This window comes from Ilumatobacter coccineus YM16-304 (genome assembly GCF_000348785.1).
Lineage (GTDB): Bacteria > Actinomycetota > Acidimicrobiia > Acidimicrobiales > Ilumatobacteraceae > Ilumatobacter_A > Ilumatobacter_A coccineus.
Map to the genome: position 1 here is coordinate 3,858,383 of NC_020520.1, position 21,109 is coordinate 3,879,491.

Sequence of the window (21,109 nt, forward strand, 5' to 3'; positions counted from 1 at the left end):
GCGAACAACTCCCCGACCAGGTTGTTCACCGCCCACGGTACCGGACCGACATTCCGCAGGCGCTCGTCGAAACATCTGGGCAACGAGTCCACCGTCGGGTGGATGGCCCTCCCCCTGCGGGAGGATCCACCTGGCCCCGACGATGACTAGCGTTCTCCACACGATGCTCGATCGGCGCCCACACCCCATTCGCTGGCTGCGCGAACGCCCGACGTACGCCGACGCCCTCCTCGCCGTGGCGCTCACGTCGATCGCGCTCACGCTGCACCTCGCCGATTTCGAGAACGACGACATCGATTTCGTCGATCCGTCGTGGTGGACCTCGCTCCTGGTGGTCGGTGCCGTCTTCCCGATCCTGTGGCGCCGCATCTACACCGTCGCCTCCACGTTGATCGTGGTGTTCGTCCAGGTCTTCGCCGCCTTCGCCGACGTCGACGGCGCCGGGTTTCTCGGTGTGGTCGTCGCCCTGTACTCCCTCGGGGCGCACTCGGCAGGGCCGATCCGCTCGCGTGTGGTGGCACTCATCGCGATCGCGATCGCCGCCCTGTTCGTCACCGGGCTGTCGGTCGGCGAACTCGACATCGGGTCGTTCATCTCGAGCACGATCATCCTCGTCACCGCGTTCGTGCTCGGCGACAACCTGCGCCGTCGCCGTGACGCTGCCACCGCGCTGCAGGAGCGTGCCGAACGGGCCGAGCGCGAGCGCGAGCTGATCGCCCAGCGCGAGGTCAACGCCGAGCGCAACCGAATCGCACGCGAACTGCACGACGTGGTCGCTCACTCGGTGAGCGTCATGGTCATCCAGGCGGCAGCGGCGCGCCGCAGTCTCTCCACCGCGCCCGACAACGCCGAGCAGGCGCTCACCAACATCGAAGAGACCGGCCGCCAGACGATGAACGAACTGCGCGGCATCCTCGGCGTGCTGCGTCGATCGGCCGACGACACCGATGCCGAGGCGACGCTCGCGCCCCAGCCGGCCCTCGACCAGATCGATGATCTTGTCGCTCGCAGCGACGACCTGGCGATCGATCTCACGGTCGTCGGCGACGTCCAGCATCTGCCCAGCTCCGTCACGCTCACCGGCTACCGGGTCATCCAGGAAGCGCTCACCAACATCCGACGCCACGCCGGGCCGGTCACCTCGGTGGCGGTCACCATCGAACGCCGGGCCGACGAGGTGGCGATCAGCGTGACCGACGACGGGCGCGGCGCTGCGGCCGACGACAGCGAGCCTGGCTTCGGGCTCGTCGGCATGAACGAACGGGTCGCTGCGATCGGTGGCACCATGCACGCCGGCTGGCGCAGTGGCGGCGGCTGGCGAGTCGCCGTGTCGTTGCCGACCGACGCGTCGGCCGCGCCTCGCTCGCCGACGACGGCTCCGAGCGCTGCGGAGGTGGTCGCATGATCAGGGTGATGCTCGTCGACGATCAGGCGATGGTGCGGACCGGATTCCGCATGATCCTCGAGGCCGAACCCGACATCTCGGTCGTCGGCGAAGCGGTCGACGGGCTCGACGCCGTCGAGATGGTCGACCGGGCCCGTCCGGACGTGGTACTGATGGACGTGCGCATGCCTCGCATGGACGGCATCGAGGCCTGCGATCGCATCTGCCAGGGCGAGGACTCACCTCGGGTGATGATGCTCACCACGTTCGATCTCGACGACTACGTGCACGCGGCGCTGCGCGCCGGGGCGAGCGGGTTCATGCTCAAAGACGCGCCGCCCGAGCAGCTCGTCGATGCCATCCACATCGTGGCCAACGGCGACGCGATGCTGGCTCCGTCGGTCACCCAGACGTTGATCGACGAGATCGCCCGGCGGCCACAGGGTCAGCCCGATGCGTTCCCCGGGATCAGCGAGCTGACCTCGCGCGAGCAAGACGTCATCCGTCTGATGGCCAAGGGGCTGAGCAACGCCGAGATCGCCACCGAGCTCATCCTCGGCGAAGCGACGATCAAGACCCACGTCGGCCGCGTGCTCTCGAAGCTCGGCGCCCGAGACCGCGTGCAGGCCGTCGTCGCCGCCTACGAGTCGGGCCTGGTGACGCCCGGAGCATGACGGTGACGCCGGGAGCGTGACGGTCAGCCCACGGGTGTGAGCGAATCATCCTGAAGGTGGACGACAGTTCGACTGTCGCCCGGCAGGATGATCACCATGTCAACCGATTTGGCTCCCCCTGTCCCCCCGGCTCCCAGCACCGGCATGTCCGGCGCTGCCGGTGCCGTCGACGCCACCAAGGTCTACGGCGTCGGCGATGCCGAGGTGCGCGCCCTCGACGGCGTCACCGTGGCGTTCGAGACCGGCAAGTTCACCGCGATCATGGGCCCGTCGGGCTCGGGCAAATCGACGCTCCTGCACTGTCTCGCCGGCCTCGACACGCTCACCAGCGGCGCCACCTACATCGGCGACACCTACTTGGCGTCGCTCGACGACAAGGCGCTCACCGAGCTGCGCCGAACGAAGGTCGGCTTCGTGTTCCAGGCGTTCAACCTGATCCCGACGTTGACCGCCGAGGAGAACATCAAGCTGCCGATGATGCTCGGTGGCGACGCCGGCGACCCGGCCTGGATCGAACAGGTCATCTCCACGGTGGGCCTCACCTCCCGTGTCAAGCATCGTCCGAGCGAGCTTTCCGGTGGCCAGCAACAGCGAGTCGCCGTCGCTCGGGCACTCGCGTCGAAGCCGCAGATCATCTTCGCCGACGAGCCGACCGGCAACCTCGACTCCACGACCGGCGCCGAGATCCTCGACTTCATGCGGCGCGCGGTCCGCGAGTTCGGTCAGACGATCGTCATGGTCACCCACGATCCCGTCGCCGCGTCGTACGCCGATCGGGTCATCTTCGTCGCCGACGGCAAGATCGACGGCGAACTCGCCGACCCGACCGCCGAGCAGGTGCTCGATCGCATGAAGCACCTCGGAGACTGACATGGCTACTGGTTCCACCGCGCTGATCGCGCGCAAGAGCATCCGGGCGAGACTCGGACGCACCATCGTGATCGCGCTCGCCATCACGGCGAGCGTGTCGTTCGTCGTCGGGTCGTTCGTGCTCGCCGACAGCCTCAAGAACACGTTCGACAACCTGTTCTCCGAGCTCAACGAGAACATCGACCTGTCGGTGCGAAGTGCGCAGGAGTTCGAGGGCGACGGCGAACGTGACCCGATCGACCCGGCACTCGCCGACGCCATCCGCGAGGTCGACGGCGTCGCCGTCGTCGAGCCGTACCTGTTCCGCTACGCCCAGTTGGTCGACGCCGACGGCGAGGCCATCACGCCGGCCGGATCTCCCACGTTCGGCACGTCGTACGAGGGTGAGAACGGGCTGCAGGGCGCCACGCTCAAGGAAGGCGTCGCTCCGATGGGCCCCGACCAGGTCGCCATCGACAAGGCCACCGCCGACAACGAGAACTTCACCCTCGGCGATGCCGTCACGTACCTGACCGACACCGGTTCGTACGAAGCCCGCATCACCGGATTCATCGGTCTGGGTGACGGCGACAGCTTCGGCGGGGCGCAACTCGTCGCGCTCGATCTCGACACCGCGCTCGAGCGCCTCACCAGCAACGGCAAGGTCGACTCCCTCGAGGTGGCCGTCGAGCCCGATGCCGACGTCGAAACGGTCAAGGCGGCGATCGAGGAGATCCTGCCCGAGCGCACCGAAGCGGTGCTCGGTGAGCAGGTCGCCGAGGAGAACGCTGCCGACGTCAACGAGTTCATCGGCGTGTTCGGAACCGGGCTCCTGATCTTCGCGTTCATCACGGCCTTCGTGAGTGCGTTCATCATCAACAACGTGTTCCAGATCACGATCGGCCAACGGCTGCGCGAGCTCGCACTGCTTCGTGCGGTCGGTGCGTCGGGCAGGCAGGTGCGACGGATGATCACGATCGAGGCGCTGATCCTCGGCGTGGTCGCGACGATCCTGGGTGTCGCCGGCGGAATCGGCGTCGCCCGACTCCTCATCTTCGGGTTCGACGCTGCCGGTGCGGGTTTCCCGTCGACGGCCACGATCCTGAAGCCGCGCACGTTCATCATGGCGGCACTCGTCGGTATCGGCATCACGATGGCGTCGGTCGTCATCCCGGCGCGTCGTGCCGCCAAGATCCCTCCGGTCGCAGCGATGCGTCCCGAGCTCGGCTTCGATGCACTCAAGACCAAGCGCCTCATCGCCGGTGCGGTGATCACCGTCCTGGGTGGAGCGATGTTCCTGATCGGGATGTTCCTCTCCCCCGGTGGCACGCCCGGCCTGATCTTCCTGGGTGGGGGCGGCGGTCTGCTGCTGTTCCTCGGCGTCGCCAGCGTGTCATCGACCATCGCCACGCCGGTCACGAAGGCGATCGGCTGGCCGGTCGAGAAACTGTTGAAGACGCCGGGAGCGCTCGCTCGTCAGAACGTCGCTCGGGCACCGCGGCGCACCGCGTCGAGCGCGGCGGCGCTCATGATCGGCGTCGCGCTGGTCAGCGCGGCGGCGGTGTTCGCCTCGTCGTTGCGCGCCACGTTCGTCGACACGCTCGAGAACGCGGTCACCGCCGACTACGTCGTCACCGAGTCGACGGGCTTCCAAGGCCTGTCGCCCGTGGTCGCCGAGACGCTCGCCGAGGTGCCCGAACTCCAGGCCGTCACGCCGGTCCGCGGGACGAGCGGTCTGGTCGAGGGCGACGTCAAGAGCTTCGGCGCCGTCGATGCCGATGCGTTCGCGGATCTCGTCGACCCCGGCCTCGTCTCGGGCTCGATCGCCGGGCTCGGACTGAACCAGGCGCTCATCCACGAAGACCCGGCGGGCGATCTCGACCTCGAGGTCGGCGACTCGTTCGCTGTCACGTATCAGAACGGCGTGCAGGGACAGCTCGAGGTCGCCGGCATCTACTCGAACTCGACGTTCGGCAACTGGCTGATCGGCCTCGACACGTTGGAGTCGGTCAGCGACGCCCCGGCGCGCGACTTCTTCATCATCGCCAAGCTGCGTGACGGGGTCACGGCAGCCGACGGTGACGCTGCGGTCGAAGCGGCTGCGGCCGAGTTCCCGCAGGCGCTCGTGCGCACCAACGCCGAGTTCATCGAGGAGCAGGAGAACCAGATCAACCAGTTGTTGATCATCATCTCGATGCTGCTGTTCGTGGCCATCCTCATCGCGGTCATCGGCATCTCGATCACCCTGGCGCTCGGTGTGTTCGAGCGCACGAGAGAGATCGGGCTGCTGCGAGCGGTCGGGATGAACAAGCGACAGACCCGGAGGTCGGTCCGCTGGGAAGCGATCATCGTGTCGACCTTCGGCGCCATCATCGGGATCGTGCTCGGCACGTTCATCGGTGTCGTGCTGTCGCTGGCGGTGCCCGACGACATCATCGGCCAGCTGGCGTTCAACCCGACGATCGTCGTGTTGATCTTGGTCGGGGCTGTCGTCGCCGGCCTGTTCGCCGCGCTGTACCCGTCGTACAAGGCGAGCAACATGGACGTGCTCGAAGCGATCGCCACCGAATAGTCGACCCCCTGGCCGGGTCGTGTGTGCTCCCTCGGAGCTCGCACGGCCCGGTCCGTCGCGTCTGGCGGGACATGACCGGCTGGGGTGGCCCGGCCGCGCCGTGCCGGGCTAGACAGCAGTGATGGCTCTCGATGTCGACGACCTGTCCGATGAGGTGTTGGAGTTCCTCCGGGAGCGGCATCTCGCCACGCTGACCACGCTGCGGACCGACGGCTCACCGCATGTCGTCGCCGTCGGGTTCAGTTACGACCCCGACGCGAAGGTCGCTCGGGTCATCACCTGGGCGACGTCACAGAAGGCGGTCAACGCCGGACGCATGGCAGCCGCCGGGCAGCGTGCCGCGGTGAGTCAGGTCGACGGTGGCCGGTGGCTCACCCTCGAAGGTCGGGTGCGGCTCGTGACCGACCCAGAGCAGGTGCGACCGGGGATCGAGGGCTACGCCCGCCGCTATCGCGAGCCGAAGGAACGCGATGACCGAGCCGTGGTCGAGATCGACGTCGACAAGATCCTGGGACGAGGCTGACGACGACGAAGCGCCGCCGACGGGTCAACCGACGTCGCGGTTCCAGGGCAGGTCGGCGAGGAACTTCGCCGCTGCGGGGTGCCGATCCATCGTCGGCGTGTCGTCGACCGGAGCGTCGAGCTTCGGGTCGAGGTGCGTCTGGCATCCGGGGCACCAGTAGAGCACCCGGTTGTGTTCGCCGAGCCGTCGCATCTCCACGCTCGAGATGCAGCGGGCGCACTGCTGGCCGTTGCGGCCGTACACCGCGAGCCCGCCCTTCACTTCGGTCGTGGTGACCCGTGAGGCGGTCTGCAGGTTGGAGCGCAGTTGCGACGCCGCGGTGTTGACGAGTCTGATGGCATCTCGCTCGCTCAGCGTGCCGACCTTCGCGAAGGGGCTGATGCCGGTGGCCCACAGCACTTCGCAGCGATACACGTTGCCGACGCCGCACATCACGCGCTGATCGAGCAGCACCTCGGCGATGCGCGCATCGGCGTCGCCGTACGACAACAGTAGGTTGACCACGACGCTCAGGTCGGTGTCGGGCTTGCACAGGTCGGGGCCGAGGCGCCCCATTCCGGGGTGACGGCGCTTGTCGGGTTGCCGGTAGGTCTCGACGAGCGGGGCGTTGAAGCACACCGCGACCCACTCGTCGGTCTCGATCGCCGCGCGCATCTGCTCGTAGGGCTTGCGCCACTTCTCGCCGCGCCGGTAGAGGTGCCACGAGCCCGACATGCGCATGTGCGTGTGCAGGACCATGCCGTTGTCCCACTCGATCTCGAGGTGCTTGCCGTGACTCTCCACCCGCTCGACGATGCGACCGGCCTGTGGCACCGGACCGATCAGTCGCGGCGCATCGAAACGCATCATCGGCCGACCCGCAAGGGCGGTCCGGAGCGCGCTCGCCGCTCGATGAATGGTGTCTCCCTCTGGCATTTCAAGACAAATCTTACGCGCTCAGCGTGACCGGCTGTGATCATTGCGACGACAAACGACAATGATGTGATTCACCGCCGCCCGAAACACCGTCCCGACCAGCTTCTACCCCGCAGATCCGTCATCCGTGACGCATTCCCGGGGCAGAACCAACCCCACCCGCAACCAAGACGTTTTACCCCGCAGATCCGTCACCCGTGACGCATTCCCGGGGCAGAACCAACCCCACCCGCAACCGCGACGTTTTACCCCGCAGATCCGTCATCCGTGACGCATTGCCGGGGCAGAACGGGCGTCGTCAGGGGAGTTTGCCGACGTGGGCGAGGGCGAGACGGATGAGGCGGTCGTGACCGCTCGTCATCTGGCCACGGACCTCGTCGCTCACCGCTTCCTCCGGGGTGAACCAGGTGAGATCGAGCGCTTCCTGCGTGGGTTCGCACTCCCCCTCGACCGGCACGACGTACGCGAGCGACACCGCATGGTGACGAGGATCGTAGAAACCCGACCGTTCCGGGTTCGGGAAGTACTCGACCACCGTGAACGGCGTCGGGTTCGCCGGCACTCGCGGCAGCGCGATCGGACCGAGGTCCTTCTCGCAGTGACGCATCAGCGCCTCGCGGACGCGCTCGCCGAAGAGCACACGGCCGGTCACGACCATGCGACTGATGGTCCCGTCGGCAGCGACGCGAAGCAGCATTCCCACCTCGGTGACGTTGCCGAGCGAATCGACTCGAACCGGCACCGCGTCGACGTAGACGATCGGCACGTTGGCCCGCACCAGCTCGAGGTCGTCGGGTGACAGCCAACCGCTCTCGTACTCGGTCTGGGTGTTGAACACGTCGTCGATGTCGGTCACGCCCGTGATGATTTCACGTTCCGACGGTTCATCGACGGACCGTTGGTCTGGCAGGACGGAAATCACAGCCCTACGATGACCCCGATGGATTCATCGAGCGGGAGCGATGGGAGCGGGAGCAACGGCGATCGCCATGTCACCGAGGCGCCGCCGATGATGGACGTGTTCGTCGACTCCGAAACGGCGCCGCTCCGCTCGGTGATCGTCGGCTACCCCGACAACTTCCTGCAGGTCGACGCCGAGATCATCAACGAGACGCAACGGCAGTACTACGACGGCCCCGACGCCCCGACGCCCGAGGCGGTCACGGCGCAACTCAACGGCTTCATCGACGTGTTGCGCTCGCGCGGCGTGTCGGTCATCCAGCCGCATGCGCTGCCGTACGTGCCCGACCAGATGATGACCCGCGACATCGGCGTCGTCATCGGCACCACCTTCATCGTCACCACCATGGCGGCCAGGAGTCGCCGGCTCGAGTGGCGCGGCTACTCGCACCTGTTCGAACGGTTCCCCGAAGACGTCAAGGTGCTGTTCGGACCGGAAGACCTCGTCATCGAGGGCGGCGACGTCATCGTCGATCGCGGCAAGGTGTTCGTCGGCATCGGGCAGCGGACCACACTCGCCGGCGCCGCGTGGCTGATGCAACTGGTGCCCGACTACGAGATCGTGCCGATCACCCTCAGCGGACTCGACGACGGTGAAGACGTGCTCCATCTCGACTGCTCGTTCCTCCCCGTCGGCGACGGATACGCGCTCATCTACCCCGGCGGCATGCGCGAGATTCCGGCGACGCTGCGCGAGACCTACGAACTCATCGAGGTCACCCGCGACGAGCAGCAGGCACTCGGCACCAACGTGCTCTCGCTGTCACCCGACACCGTCGTGTCGCAGCCGTCGATGACGCGGATCAACGGCGAGATGCGTGCACGCGGTATCGAGGTCGTCGAGGTCCCGTATTCCGAACCTCCGAAGACGGGCGGGAGCTTCCGCTGCTGCACATTGCCCCTGCACCGGGCACACTGACGGAGCCCGATGATGACCTCCGACGATGCCACGCACTGGGACGCGCGCTACGAGCGTCGCTCGCCGTCACCAGCCAGACGACCCGACGCACTCGACGACGCGACCGCCCCGTTGATCCCCACGTCGGGCAGAGCACTCGATCTCGCGTGTGGCACCGGGGCCGAGTCGGTGTGGCTCGCGGCGCGTGGACTCCACGTCACCGCCGTCGACGTGTCACCGAAGGCGGTCGAACTCACGAAGCAGGCGGTTTCGATGGCCGGCCTCGACGGTCGAGTCGACGTCGCGGTTCACGATCTCGACGACGGCGTCCCGGAATCGATGAGTGGCTTCGACGTGATCGTCTGCCAACGCTTCCGAGACACGTCGCTGTACGACGTGATCGTCGAGCGACTCGATCCTGACGGCATCGCGATCGTGACCGTCCTGTCCCAAACGGGTGCGACGACACCGGGGTCGTTCCATGCGCCATCGGGTGAGCTCGCCGCGGCGTTCGATCGCGACGACTGCGAGGTCGTACGCCACGAGGAAGCCGACGGTGCCGAGTCGATCGTCGTCCGGCGCGTGGCCTGACGACGACCTCGCTCAACGGTCGTCGGCGTGCGCGACCATGATCTCACGCAGTGTCGCGTCGTCGGGGCCCGGTTCGGTGGTGGTGAGGAAGTCGACCAGTGCCGCCACGAACGCATCGGGAGCTTCGACGTGCGGGAAGTGCCCGACGCCTTCGAGGATCTCGAGCCTGCTGGTGACGATCGCTTCGTGGGCGGCCACGCCGTGCGCGACCGGAATGACGCCGTCGCGGTCTCCCCAGACGATCATCACCGGAACCCGGGCGGCGAGGTAGAGGCGGTCGTTGGCGTTGACCGTCTGCCCACCCGGCTCGATCACGCCACGCATCGTCTTGACGAACGCATGGCGGTTCTCGGCGCCGGCCAGCGACGCGTAGCCCCGCCAGAACTCGCCGAGCCGCGCGGAGCGCAGGTTGTGACGCCCCAGGAATCGGCCGACGACCGTGGCGCCGTCGACCACCGGTCTGGGCATCACGAGTGGCATCAGGTACTCGGCGCCGGGCAGCGAGAGCATGCGCAGCAGCGGAGAGACCTCGCGGCCGAGGCCACCCGAGCCGACGAGTACCAGTCGGTCGACGAGGTGCGGGTGCTGGTATGCCAACTGCATCGCGACGCCGCCACCGAACGAGTGCCCGACGATGGTGACCGAGTCGATCTCCATCATCGCGAGGAAGTCGCGCAGACCGCTCGCGAACGAACCGAGTGAGTAGTCGCCGCGGGGTTTCGCCGACTCGCCGTGGCCGAGCAGGTCGGGCGCGACGACGTCGTAGTGCTCCGACAGGCCGGGCATGACGGCGTCCCACGTCTTCGAACTCCCGGCCAGACCGTGGATCAGCAGAACGGTCTCGGCGTTGCGCGAACCGGCGCGCCGATATCCGACCGCGTGACCGTGGATGGTCACGTGTTGCAGTGCCGGTCGCTTCGCCATGTACTCAGTATCACCGGTCGTGGCGCCGATCGGGGCCGAGCGGGTGACGGGCCACGACGGCAACTACCGTGTCGGACTGCCCGCGACCTCGACGATTCGACGCCACCGCCGACTGGATTCTGCCCTCATGACGACGCTCGACAACTCCCGACCGAAGCCGAAGATCCTGGTCACCGGCCGGATTCCCGAGTCGGGACTCGACATCTTGCGGTCGGTCGGCGAGGTGTGGGCGTGGCCTGGCGACGACCCGATCCCGGCCGACGTTCGTGACGAACAACTCGCCGAGGCCGATGCGGCGGTCACGTTGTTGACCGACCGAGTCGACGACGGATTTCTCGATGCGGCGCCTCACCTGAAGGTCGTCGCCAACGTGGCAGTGGGATTCAACAACGTCGATGTCGATGCCTGCCGGTCGCGTGGCGTCGAGGTCACGAACACGCCTGGCGTGCTCACCGACGCAACGGCCGACCTCGCGATGGCGCTGACGCTGATGTCGACGCGCCGACTGGGCGAGGCGGAGCGCGTGATCCGGTCGCGGCAGCCGTGGAAGTGGGGCGTGTTCATGATGCTCGGCACCGGCTTGCAGGGTCGACGGCTCGGCATCGTCGGGATGGGAGCGATCGGCGTCGCGCTCGCCGAACGGGCGAAGGCGTTCGGCATGTCGATCGTGTACCACAACCGCTCAGCGGTCGATGGCGAGATCGAGGACCGACTCGGTGCGTCGCTCGTGTCGCTCGACGAACTCCTCGCGACGAGCGACGTCGTGTCGCTCAACTGCCCGTATTCGGATGCGACCCACCACCTGATCGACGAGGCGGCGCTGCGCTCGATGCAGTCGTCGGCATTTCTCGTCAACACCGCTCGTGGTCCGATCGTCGACGAGGCGGCGCTGGTCGAGGCGCTGGCATCCGGTCGCCTCGCCGGTGCGGGGCTCGACGTGTTCGAGCACGAACCAGAGGTGCATCCCGGTCTGCTCGATCTCGAGAACGTGGTGTTGATCCCCCACCTCGGTTCGGCGACCATCGAGACCCGCGGGGCGATGGCTGACCTTGCGGCGCGCAACGTCGTCGAGGTCCTCGCCGACCGCCCCCCGCTCACCCCAGTCCCCTGACGACGATTTTCGCCCAGGCTCAAAATCACCCCCGACGAACCCAGAGGGTGATTTCTGCCCAGGCTCGAAATCATCCCCAACGAGTCTCGCGACGATTTCTGCCCAGGCTCGAAATCATCCCCAACCGACCTGACGACGATTTTTGCCCAGGCTCGAAATCATCCTCAACGAACCCAGAGGGAGATGTCTGGGTGCTGAAAACGGGGTGAGCCGACGATTCCTGCCCAGGCTCAGAATCACCCCCAACCGACCTGACGACGATTTTCGCCCAGGCTCAAAATCACCCCCAACGGACCCAGAGGGTGATTTCTGGCCAGGCTCGAAATCATCCTCAACGGACCCAGAGGGTGATGTCGGGGTGCTGAAAACGGCGTGAGCCGCCCCGCTCAGCGGGACGGCTCACACAGAACTCGGGGTGACGGGATCGGTCAGCGGGCGTAGCGCTTGCGGTTGCCGATGCCCACCATGGCGATGCCGACGAGGAACAGTGCCCCGCCCGAACGCATCAACATCTGGGTCTCGGAACCCGTCGCCGGCAGCTCGGTGACCGGAGCAGCCGTCACGACGACCGTTTCGGCCGGGTCGCCACACTCGCCCACGGCGGGCAGGTTGTTGGCGTCACCGGAGTACGAAGCGACCCATCGGTACGTGCCGGCCACGGTCGGGGTGTACGTGCCGGAGCGGATCGTGCCACCGCCGACCGGGTAGGCCACGTCGAGGTCTTCGAACACGGGGGCTGCCGAGCACGTCGTGTCGCCGGGGCCGTAGAGACGGAAGCTCACGGTGGCGCCGACCTGCGGGGAGACCCGGCCGTTGACGATCGCTGCGTCGGAGAGCTGGCCGACACCGACCGGCACGCTGGCCGATGCTTCGGTGACGATGGTGGGTGCGCCGAGGGCGACCTCGACGGTTTCGAGCGGGTCGCCACATTCGCCGACGGCACCCTCGTTGTTGTCGTCACCCGAGTAGGTGACGACCCAGCGGTAGGTGCCGACCGTCGACGGGGTGAACCCTTCGGAGGTGACGCTGTCGTCGGTGGCGGCGAACGGAACGCCGAGCTGCTCGAAGACGGCGTCGTCGGAGCAGTCGTCGTCGTTCGGGCCGTAGAGGCGGAAGTTGAGCGTGGCGTCACCGGCCGACACGCGTCCGGTGACCGTGGCGGTGTCGGTGAGCTGGTCGCCGATCGACACGTCGGGGCCGGCGTCGGTGGCGAGCACCGGCTGTGCCTTCTCGACGACGGTGGACTCGTTGGCGTCGTTGCATTCCCCGGCGGCCGGGAAGTTGTTCGCATCACCGGAGTAGGTGGCGATCCACCGGTAGGTGCCGGGTTCGGTAGGCGTGTAGCCGGCCGAGGTGACCGAGTTGGTCGCCGTGGGCAACGCCACGTCGGTGTCGGTGAAGATGGCCGGACCGGCGCAGGTGTCGTCGTCGGGGCCGAAGAGCGAGAAGCTCACCGTGGAGGCGAGCGGTCCGACGCGGCCGCTGACCGTGGCGGTGTCGGTGAGTTCGCCGGCGCCGAGGCGCACGGTGGGCGAGGCGACGGTCGCCAGGACGGGCTGACCGGGCGTGACCACGACCGACTCGTTGGCGTCGTTGCATTCGCCGGCGACCGGTTCGTTGTTGCGGTCGCCGCTGTAGCTGGCGATCCAGCGGTAGGTGCCGACGGCCTGCGGTGCGAACGCATCGGACGTGACCTGGTTGCTGCCGGACGAGATCGGGTTGCCGGTCGACTCGAACACCGGGGTTCCGCTGCAGGTGTCGTCGTCGGGTCCGTAGAGGGCGAAGTCGACCGTGCCGGTCTCGTCGGGGTTGGCGCGTTCGGTGACGAAGGCCGTGTCGGTGATGGTGTCGCCGAGTGCGATCGTTCCGGACGCCTGCGTGGCGAGTTGGGGAACGGCCTGGAAGACCGACCGGGTGGTGCTCACCTGGTCGTCGGCGTTCTCGATGGTGCCGAGGCCGGAGTCTTCACTCACGGCGAAGACCGAGCCGAGGATGCGGGTCTGCGCGCCGGCGGCGGTGCCGATGTCGATGGTCGGGTAGTTGGTGACGTCGACGGTGAAGTCGATGATGCACTCGGGATCGGTCCCGGCGGCGTCGGTGATCTCGATGTTCGGCACCGTGATCGGGTCGAACACCCACACGTTGGTGGCTGCGTCGACGACGATGTCGAACGTCACGCCTGCGCATTCGGTGGCGGCCCGGCCGGTACCCGTCGCCGACGGGGTGAAGATGCCCGGGTCGGGAGTGGTGCACTCGGTGCCGTTGACGACGCCACAACCGGCGAGCACCCGCAGGCCGGTGTTGTCGAGCGGCGGATCGTCGCTCCCGCTGGGGTTCGGGCAGTCGTTGACCGGGGTGGCGGCGCCGAGTCCGTCGTCGTCGTTGCAGATGACGAGCGTCTGACCATCGTCGCCGACGTCGGAGTTCTGGTTGTCGAGCACGACCGATGCCGGAAGTCCGGTCTCCCCGACCGTCAGCGGACTGTCGGGGAAGTCGACGCTGATGTCGATGCTGACATCGGCCAATGCCACACCGGGCAGGACGACGAGGGAGCCAGCGACAGCGGCCACGGCGGCAACTGCGAGACGTACGAACTTTGACATGTGGGGTTTCCTCTTTCGCGCTGGCACTTCGCGCACCGATCGGCAGCAGGCCACCAGAGACTAGCGACGTTTTCTGGGGGCTTTACGATTCGTTGACGTTCGTCAGACGCCGTGACGGGAGATTTCGTCGCGACAAATCCAGAACCGCGCACACGTCACGTCGCGGTGAGCGCGGAGAGCGCCTGACCGGCGACCTGATCGAACCTGGCGATCAGCGTCGCGAGCCATGCGGGGTCGTCGTCAGCGAAGGCGGCCCGCACCTGGTCACGGATGGCCCCGGCTTCGTCGCCCGTGGGGTCGCCGTTCGCGTGCAGCCAGGCATCGGCGCGCAACGCCTGGAGCACCGTGAACACGTCGACGGTGCCGAACTCCAATGCGACAGCGGTGACCTCGGCGTCGGGCACTCGGTCGTCGAGCGTCGCCAGCCAGTCGCCGCTCAGCGACGCCGAGACGCTCTCGCCGTCGTGCATCGATCGGATGTCGCCCCACCAGGCGGTGCCACGCTCGTAGCCGGGCTCGCCCTTCGATTCGTGAGCGATCAACTCGCCGTGCCCCCAGTCGCCGAGGCCGGTGTGCAGGTCGATCACCCCGAGGTGTTTCGCCGAGCCGACGATGGCCGGGAAGTGTTCGTCGAGCCAGCGGTGGGACCACACCGGCCCCGAACCGCCGTGGAAGATGCCGGTCGGGTGGTCGTACTGGCCGCCGCTCACGATCTGTTGGAACTCGTCGAGCCCGACCTCGCCGGCAACTGCGAGCAGCGCGTCGGTGGTGCTCGACTGCGTGTCGGCGTCCCACGTCTCGGGGACGAGGAGGTCGGCGACTCGCGCGTACCCCTCGTTGGTCGGCGGGTTCGACCAGTCGACGAAATTCCGGTTGAGGTCGACGTTGTCCTCGTTCACGCGGCGGACCCACGAGAACCCGATCGGGTTGAAGGCGTGCAGCATCACCAGGCGTACGCCCTCGGCGACCTGGTCGGCGCGCTCGTCGAGCCACCAACTCTGCAGCGCCGAGCCCGTGTATCCCTCGACTCCGTGCGTGCCCGACACCACGAGGAGCACGGCGTCGGCATCGTCGGGCCCGTGCGACACGACGTCGATCGCGAGTTCTTCGCCGTCACGCCCGGGGAGCGGGTGAGGAAACGAGGTGACCTCGCCGCCGATCGCTTCCGCCGCGGCGAGAAACCGGCGGCGGGCGGCTGGATAGGTGGTGTCGAGGCGACGTTCGGACGGCTGGTTCATCCGTCCATGATTCCAGATCGGCTCGGCGGAGCGCGCAGGCGTCGGGGCGCTCGACGCACGGATCGACGGTGTTACCGGCGCTCGCGCGTCAGTTCCATGAAGAAATCGGAAGGGTTCTCGCGAGGGCCGCGCGGATTTGGCAGAGTATGGCGTGCCCTTGACCGGACCAGCCGCTGCCAGGTTGTACGACGACCACGTCGATGCTGTCCATGCAATGGTCACCCGCCGCGTCGGCAAGGCGCTCGGCGCGAAGGTGACCTCGGAGGTGTTCGAGCAGGCCGTGAGAACCTGGGATCGTTTCGACCCCGAGAGTGGCACGGAGCGCCTGTTCCTGCTGGGCACGGCCACGGTGATCCTGCGCGGCCATGCCGACGCCGAACGCCAGCACCTGCTGCGGCTGCGCCCGGTCGATCGGACCGGGGGCATCGCTCGCGACCCGCTGATCACGGTTCGCGGACCCGATGGGGAGCGGATCGACACGGCCGAGGTCGACGTCGACGATCTCCCCGACGACGAGATCGCTTTGACCATGCGCGCCGTCACCGAGCTCGCACCCGACGATCGTGACATCCTGCTGTTGTCGCTGTGGGAGGGCTGCCAGCACGCCGCCGTGGCCGAGGCACTCGACCTCGCCGTCGGCACCGTCCGTTCCAGCCTCGGACGCATCCGACGCGACCTCAAGAAAGCCGTGACCGCGTCGAAGCAGTCGACACTCGGCGCCAGTGATGCCACCGTTGGGTCCGACTCGAAGGACGGAGCATCGTGAGCGCGATCGACATCATCGAATCGGTCCGACCCGACGTCGATCCGATGCCCCTGGTCGAGCGACGCATGATCCGCGAGCAACTGTTCGGCGTCGGACACGGCGACGTGTCACGCAACATCTCGGCGCGGTCGGCGAGCGGTGCGGTCGTGTCGACGGCACCGCGTGGTACTCGCGCCCTCGCAGCGCCACGCGGACGCTCCAGCGGATCGATGGCGAAGGCGGGCGCCGGGCTCCTGCTCTTCGCCGCGCTCGGTGCCGCCGGGTGGGCGTTCGTCAACCGGGGCAGCGACGACACCGAGACTCGATCGAGCACCACGACACCGGCCACCACGGAGGTCACCACCACGGTGGCCTCGACCACGACGGTGGCGCCGATCGAGCGCACCGGCGTGACCGACGACTTCCCGATCGTGCTCCCGGTCAACGCGTTGGCGGTCGACACGGTCAACATCGGCGCCCCCGCTCCGGGCAGCAGCGCCGTGATCTTCGAGGCGCCCGACGGAACGAACGTGTGGCTCGCCGAAGTCGACGGCGACGTCGGCAACACCGACGGGCTCGACGTGCAGATCATCGGCGCGCTCGGTGTCGGCACGGCGAGCGACTTCGTCGAGGGTGACCCGCCCTCGTACCAGCTCCAGGTTCCGTGCGGGTTCGTGCTGCTCAACGACGCACCGGGTCAGCCGCTCTTCCGACCAGAGATCACCGGACTGCTCGAAGCGACGTCGATCGACGGGCTCGCCACGATCGACACGACGTTGCCGACCGGTTGGTCGATCATCGACATCGGTACGAGCGTCAACACGTTCACGGCGCAGTTCCAGGTGCCACGCGGCGACACCACCGCTCCGGTGCTGCTGGCTCAGGCGCCCGGCGGATCCCTCGCTCAGTTGGCGTTCGGTGGGCGACAGTTCCAGGCCACCACGTTCCTCGGCGACACCGCGTTCATCGACAGCGCTCCCCTGTCACCGAATCTCACGAGCGTGTTCTGGCGTGACGGCAACACCGTGTTCAACGTGCGCAGCGACCAGCTCGGCTTCAGCGAACTCGAGGAGTTCATCCTCTCGCTCGAAGCGGTCGAGATCACCGATTGGGAGACCCGTTTCGATCAGGTCGAGCCGCCGGCACCACCGCTCGAGAGCACGTGTACGCCGCAGCCGACCTTCGGCACGACGCTCAACCCGTAGCGGTCGCGCCGATGGCGTAGTCGGCGATCTGCGTGTCGTCGGCACCGAGGTCTTCGTAGTTGTCTTCGGTCCGGGCCCGCATGTAGTCCCGCCACACGAACGAGCGGTAGCGGGGAGCGTCGCCGGCCAGTCGTCCGATCGGCTCGATCACCGCTGATCGTGGCGGGTTGAAGAAGTACGGGATGCTCATCCGGTCGGTGCTCGTCATCGGCACCACCCGGTGGACGGCCGCTCGATACTGATCGTTGGTCCACACCTGCATCGCGTCGGCGAGGTTGACCACGATCGTGCCGGGCCGCGGCTCGACGTCGACCCAGTCACCGTTGGCCGCCTGCGCTTGGAGACCACCGGTCGCGTCTTGCAGGAGCAGGGTCAACACGCCTGGATCGGTGTGGTACCCGAGGGCCATGTCGCCGAGTTCCCGCAGTCCGTCGCGCTCGTTCTCGGGCACAGGGTCGCCGACCGGGTAGTGGTTGAGGCGAACCGAGCTGGTCGTCCGGTCGCCGACGTGATCGCGGATCACGTCGTCGGGCAGGTCGAGGGCGCGGTGGACGAGGGCGACGGTGCGTTCGGCGAGGTCGCTGAACGCGTCGTAGAAGGCGGCGAGGGTGGGCCGGAACCGGTCGAAGCCGTCGGGCCAGCGGTTGTACGCATCGACGGCCGGCGTGTTCGGGTCGGTGAAGTCGAAGACCTGCTTGCTGTCTCGCTTGCGCTTCGTGAGCTCCCGATCGAACCAGCCGAGGGGGTTCTGGTCATCGCGTTCGACGGCCACGCGCAGTGAACGGTCGGCGGTGAAGAACTCGCGGGCTTGCACCCAGGTCTCCTCGATCAGCGCGTCGAGGCCGTGGCCGGTGAGGAGGAAGAACCCGTGGTCACGACACGCTCGATCGAGCGCCGCGAATTCGTCATCGCTCGGATCGGAGATGTCGATCGTCGGAACCAGTTCGTCGATGGCCATTCACCAGTCTCGCGAATCGTACACCGGTGCGTGCCACTGCGAGCGGCACGGTGCAGCCGCTGCGGCTGCGTCGACGACGACGAGCGGCCGACACCTAAGGTCGGCCGAATGCACCACGTGAAGTTCGGCCGCACCGGCATGCGAGTCTCGAAGCTGTGCCTCGGCACGATGACGTTCGGGACCCAGTGCGACGAGGCGACCTCGTTCGACATCCTCGACACGGCGTTCGACGCCGGCATCACGTTCGTCGACACGGCCGACATGTATCCGAACGGGCAAGACGGCGAACTCGCCGGCTTGACCGAAGAGATCATCGGACGCTGGATGGCCGAGCGCGGCAACCGTGAGAACGTGATCCTGGCGAGCAAGTTCTGGGCGCCGATGGGACCCAACCCGTGGAACCGGGGCGCGAGTCGCAAGCACGTGGTCGGGGCGCTCGACGCGTCGCTGCGTCGGTTGCAGACCGACTATCTCGACCTGTTCCAGATCCACTTCTTCGACTCCGACACCCCGATCGACGAGACGCTCCGAGCACTCGACGACATGGTGCGCGCCGGCAAGGTCCGCTACATCGGTTGCTCCAACTTCGCGGCGTGGCAGTTGGCGAAGGCGATCGGTCGAAGCGAGGCGCTGGGCATCTCCAGATACGAGTCGGTGCAGCCGCGCTACAACCTGCTGTTCCGCGACATCGAGCGTGAGCTGTTGCCGCTGTGTCGGCACGACGACGTGGCGGTCATGGTCTACAACCCGATCGCGGGCGGTTTGCTCAGCGGCAAGCATCAACCGTCGACCGGGCCGACCGAGGGCACGCGCTTCACGCTCGGCAGTGCGTCGAAGCGCTACCAGGAGCGGTACTGGGCCGACGACAAGTTCGAGGTCGTCGACGCGATACGACCACTGGCTGCCGACGCAGGCATCTCGATGGCGCAGATGGCGCTCGGCTGGGTCCTGGCGAATCCCGACGTGACCGTGCCGATCGTGGGTGCGAGTTCGAGTGCGCAGCTCGCCGATGCGGTCGCCGCCGAGGCGAACCCGCTCGACGCCGACCTGGTCGAGCGGCTGAGCGAGTTGACCCGCCACTACCGAGCCGTCGACGCCGCCCGCTGACCGGACGCTTTGTCTCAGAGACAAAGCGTCCGGTCAGGTTCGGCGGGGTGAGAAGAAGAGGGTGATCGTCGCGCCGACGGCCGTCGTGGCGAAGAGGAAGGCCCAGGCCCGATCGAACGCGGCGAGCACGTCGACCCGGTCGCTCTCGCCGATGAACGCCACGGCTGCGGCGATCCCGATGGCGCCCGCCACGTTGCGCAACATGTTGAACGCGGCGTTCATCGTGCCCCACGCCTGCTCGGGCACCGCTTCGAGCGCGGCGCTGTTCATCGTCGGAGACGAGAAACCCCAGCCCAGACCGAAGCAGATGACGCCGGGCAGGAACGTGGTGAGGTAGCTGCCGTCGTCGTCGAGGAAGAGCCAGCACCAGCCGATGGCGACGACCATGACGACGCTGCCGAACTGGATCGGCAGACGCGGGCCGATGCGCTCGGCGACTCGTCCGCCGACCAACGTCATGAGTCCGGCAGCCACCGGCCCGGCCGTGAGCGCCAGTCCGATCTGCAGATCGGAGTAGTCCCACACCCGACCGAGGAACAGCGGCCACACCAGCCAGACCGACAGGCTGGTGACCGAGATGAAGGTGTTGGCGACGTTCGCGATCCACACCTGCTGGTGTCGGAACAGCGAGAAGTCGATCATCGGTTGCGGGTGACGGATCGACTGGACGACGAAGGCGGCGATGAACACGACGGCCGCGACGAAGCAGCCGACGATGGCGCCGCTCCCCCAGCCCCAGTCGGAACCCTTGCCGACCGCGAACACCACGAGTCCGATGCCGGCGGTGCCGAGCGCAGCGCCGAACGTGTCGAGCCGGCCTCGGCCGTCGGGTTCGGTCACCTCGCGCAGTCGGCGACGGCCGATCGCCAACACGGTGAGTCCGATCGGCCCGCTCAGGAAGTAGAGCCAACGCCAACTGCTCACCTGCAGCACGGCCGCCGACAGCGACGGTGCCACGGCGGCCGACAGCGGTCCGGCCGCTGCCCATGCGGCGACGGCGGTCGAGCGCCGACCGGCGGGGAACATCGGGAGCACCATCGACAACGACGACGGGATGATCAGCGCACCGCCGACCGACTGGAAGGCGCGAGCGCCGATCAGCACCCAGACGTTGGGAGCGAACGCCGAGAGCATCGCCGACACGGCGAAGAGCGCGACACCGAGGTTGAAGATGCGCGCACGTCCGCGACGATCAGCGATTCGCCCGGCGAGCGGCAGGAACGCTGCGGTTCCGATGAAGTAGCCCGACGACACGAACTGCACGGTCGATTCCGGGACGCTCGAGAACGTGTCGGCGATGTCGGCGAAGGCGATGTTGGTCGCCGTGCTGTTGAAACCGACGAGGACGAATCCGGCGGCTCCGATGGCCAGCGCCTTCCACGCATCGGAGGAGATCGACTCCACCGATTCCGCTCTGGCCTGCACCGTCATCGAGCCAGACTGTCACCGCGTACGAGACGAGCTCACATCGGAGCGGTTCGAGTCGCCGACGACCGGACGACTCGTCTCTGAGACAAAGCGTCCGGTTATGTTCAGGCGATGGCCAAGTCATCACTGATTGCACGACTCGTCTGCGCCGATGGGAAGGCCGAGGAGTTCGAAGCCGAACTCGCTGCGCTGATCGAGGCCAGCAACGAAGAAGCGGGCCTCGAGATCTACTCGGCCCACCGCGACGCCGACAACGTGTACTGGTTCTTCGAGTTGTACACCGACGACGCCGCCGTGGCAGCGCACGGCAAGGGCGAAGCGATGGCCAAGGCGATGGCCTCATCGGGGCAGCTGCTCGCTGCCCCGCCTGAGATCCATCGCCTCGTGCCCGTCGTCGCCAAGGGCCTCGATCTCTGACGACCGA

19 protein-coding genes are annotated in these 21,109 nt (G+C 67.4%); 12 read left to right on the top strand and 7 right to left on the bottom strand.

The features are described from left to right. Positions 1–163 precede the first annotated feature (163 nt). The 5 genes from YM304_RS17210 (at position 164) to YM304_RS17230 (ending at position 6,002) form a co-directional block, all read left to right on the top strand. Complete coding sequence (locus YM304_RS17210) at positions 164–1,405, top strand: sensor histidine kinase (RefSeq protein ID WP_015442994.1); 1,242 nt, start codon at positions 164–166, stop codon at positions 1,403–1,405. Then, positions 1,402–2,058 carry a response regulator gene (locus YM304_RS17215; RefSeq protein WP_015442995.1) on the top strand — a complete coding sequence of 219 codons (657 nt, stop codon included), beginning with the start codon at positions 1,402–1,404 and terminating at the stop codon, positions 2,056–2,058. The genes YM304_RS17210 and YM304_RS17215 overlap by 4 nt, the downstream gene beginning before the upstream one ends. Before the next feature lie 96 nt (positions 2,059–2,154). Further along, positions 2,155–2,928, top strand: coding sequence for an ABC transporter ATP-binding protein (locus tag YM304_RS17220; protein ID WP_051071605.1), 774 nt, complete (start codon positions 2,155–2,157; stop codon positions 2,926–2,928). Between the two features lies 1 nt (position 2,929). Next, a complete protein-coding gene (locus YM304_RS17225; protein ID WP_015442997.1) occupies positions 2,930–5,479 on the top strand; it encodes an ABC transporter permease in 2,550 nt (849 codons plus the stop codon). 121 nt (positions 5,480–5,600) lie between these two features. Next, positions 5,601–6,002: a pyridoxamine 5'-phosphate oxidase family protein gene (locus YM304_RS17230; RefSeq protein ID WP_041298398.1), complete on the top strand. Its 402-nt coding sequence runs from the start codon at positions 5,601–5,603 to the stop codon at positions 6,000–6,002. A 24-nt stretch (positions 6,003–6,026) separates the two neighbouring features. Here YM304_RS17230 and YM304_RS17235 read toward each other — a convergent pair whose 3' ends face one another. Continuing rightward, complete coding sequence (locus tag YM304_RS17235) at positions 6,027–6,917, bottom strand: DNA-formamidopyrimidine glycosylase family protein (protein ID WP_015442999.1); 891 nt, start codon at positions 6,915–6,917, stop codon at positions 6,027–6,029. A gap of 298 nt (positions 6,918–7,215) precedes the next feature. Further along, the gene (locus YM304_RS17240; RefSeq protein ID WP_015443000.1) at positions 7,216–7,773 is read right to left on the bottom strand and encodes an NUDIX hydrolase family protein; all 558 of its coding nucleotides are present in this window, start codon (positions 7,771–7,773) and stop codon (positions 7,216–7,218) included. Between the two features lie 84 nt (positions 7,774–7,857). On the opposite strand from YM304_RS17240, the gene YM304_RS17245 reads away from it, so the two are divergent. Further along, positions 7,858–8,796: a dimethylarginine dimethylaminohydrolase family protein gene (locus YM304_RS17245; protein ID WP_051071481.1), complete on the top strand. Its 939-nt coding sequence runs from the start codon at positions 7,858–7,860 to the stop codon at positions 8,794–8,796. Positions 8,797–8,805: 9 nt separating this feature from the next. Then, entirely contained in the window at positions 8,806–9,366 is a 561-nt protein-coding gene (locus YM304_RS17250; protein WP_015443002.1) for a class I SAM-dependent methyltransferase, read from the top strand. A 12-nt stretch (positions 9,367–9,378) separates the two neighbouring features. Here YM304_RS17250 and YM304_RS17255 read toward each other — a convergent pair whose 3' ends face one another. Continuing rightward, a complete protein-coding gene (locus YM304_RS17255; protein ID WP_015443003.1) occupies positions 9,379–10,290 on the bottom strand; it encodes an alpha/beta fold hydrolase in 912 nt (303 codons plus the stop codon). Positions 10,291–10,417: 127 nt separating this feature from the next. On the opposite strand from YM304_RS17255, the gene YM304_RS17260 reads away from it, so the two are divergent. Then, positions 10,418–11,401: a 2-hydroxyacid dehydrogenase gene (locus tag YM304_RS17260; RefSeq protein WP_015443004.1), complete on the top strand. Its 984-nt coding sequence runs from the start codon at positions 10,418–10,420 to the stop codon at positions 11,399–11,401. Positions 11,402–11,829: 428 nt separating this feature from the next. On the opposite strand, the gene YM304_RS17265 is transcribed toward YM304_RS17260, so the two are convergent. Next, positions 11,830–14,004 (bottom strand): hypothetical protein, encoded by a 2,175-nt coding sequence (locus tag YM304_RS17265; RefSeq protein WP_015443005.1) that lies wholly within the window; start codon positions 14,002–14,004, stop codon positions 11,830–11,832. A 155-nt stretch (positions 14,005–14,159) separates the two neighbouring features. Further along, positions 14,160–15,242 carry a DUF2817 domain-containing protein gene (locus YM304_RS17270; protein ID WP_015443006.1) on the bottom strand — a complete coding sequence of 361 codons (1,083 nt, stop codon included), beginning with the start codon at positions 15,240–15,242 and terminating at the stop codon, positions 14,160–14,162. Between the two features lie 157 nt (positions 15,243–15,399). On the opposite strand from YM304_RS17270, the gene YM304_RS17275 reads away from it, so the two are divergent. Beyond that, positions 15,400–16,008, top strand: a complete 609-nt coding sequence (locus YM304_RS17275) for an RNA polymerase sigma factor (RefSeq protein WP_162142104.1) — start codon at positions 15,400–15,402, stop codon at positions 16,006–16,008. Next, positions 16,005–17,192 carry a hypothetical protein gene (locus tag YM304_RS17280; protein WP_015443008.1) on the top strand — a complete coding sequence of 396 codons (1,188 nt, stop codon included), beginning with the start codon at positions 16,005–16,007 and terminating at the stop codon, positions 17,190–17,192. The genes YM304_RS17275 and YM304_RS17280 overlap by 4 nt, the downstream gene beginning before the upstream one ends. Here the strand turns inward: YM304_RS17280 and YM304_RS17285 are convergent. Next, entirely contained in the window at positions 17,182–18,150 is a 969-nt protein-coding gene (locus tag YM304_RS17285; RefSeq protein ID WP_015443009.1) for an isopenicillin N synthase family dioxygenase, read from the bottom strand. The genes YM304_RS17280 and YM304_RS17285 overlap by 11 nt on opposite strands. 108 nt (positions 18,151–18,258) lie before the next feature. Here YM304_RS17285 and YM304_RS17290 point away from each other — a divergent pair, with 108 nt between their 5' ends. After that, positions 18,259–19,257 carry an aldo/keto reductase gene (locus tag YM304_RS17290; RefSeq protein ID WP_015443010.1) on the top strand — a complete coding sequence of 333 codons (999 nt, stop codon included), beginning with the start codon at positions 18,259–18,261 and terminating at the stop codon, positions 19,255–19,257. A gap of 33 nt (positions 19,258–19,290) precedes the next feature. Here the strand turns inward: YM304_RS17290 and YM304_RS17295 are convergent, their stop codons facing one another. Beyond that, on the bottom strand, positions 19,291–20,688 hold the full coding sequence (locus YM304_RS17295) for an MFS transporter (protein ID WP_083908444.1): 1,398 nt from the start codon (positions 20,686–20,688) through the stop codon (positions 19,291–19,293). Positions 20,689–20,796: 108 nt separating this feature from the next. Here YM304_RS17295 and YM304_RS17300 point away from each other — a divergent pair, with 108 nt between their 5' ends. After that, positions 20,797–21,102, top strand: coding sequence for a putative quinol monooxygenase (locus tag YM304_RS17300; RefSeq protein WP_015443012.1), 306 nt, complete (start codon positions 20,797–20,799; stop codon positions 21,100–21,102). The last annotated feature ends 7 nt before the right edge of the window (positions 21,103–21,109 follow it).